This window comes from Bradyrhizobium sp. TM233, from assembly GCF_036247965.1.
GTDB lineage: Bacteria > Pseudomonadota > Alphaproteobacteria > Rhizobiales > Xanthobacteraceae > Bradyrhizobium > Bradyrhizobium ottawaense.
The window spans coordinates 1-256 of sequence record NZ_BTIG01000393.1; the positions used below are offsets into that span (position 1 = coordinate 1).

Consider the following 256-nt stretch of genomic DNA (forward strand, 5'->3'; position numbering starts at 1 on the left):
AGGCGAAGAAGGCCAAGAAGAACGAGACGGGTCCGGGCCAGCAGGCACCGCAGCAAGCCACCGTCGAGCCGCAAACGCCGGCTGCGCCAGCTCCCGCTCCTGCGCCGGTCGCCCCGCCGCCAGCGGCTGCGCAGGCGCCTTCGCCTGCCCCCGCTGCCGTAGCACCCCCGCCGCCTGCTCCGCCGCCGGCCGCGACCGCCAGCAATGCGCCGGCCGAGACCGCCGTGCCCGCGCCCTCTCCTCCGGCCCCTGCGCC

General features: G+C 78.1%; 1 pseudogene. It reads left to right on the forward strand.

Annotation, left to right across the window (positions count from 1 at the left end):
• Positions 1-256: pseudogene (locus AABA86_RS34515) on the forward strand (DUF2147 domain-containing protein); the annotation flags it as partial.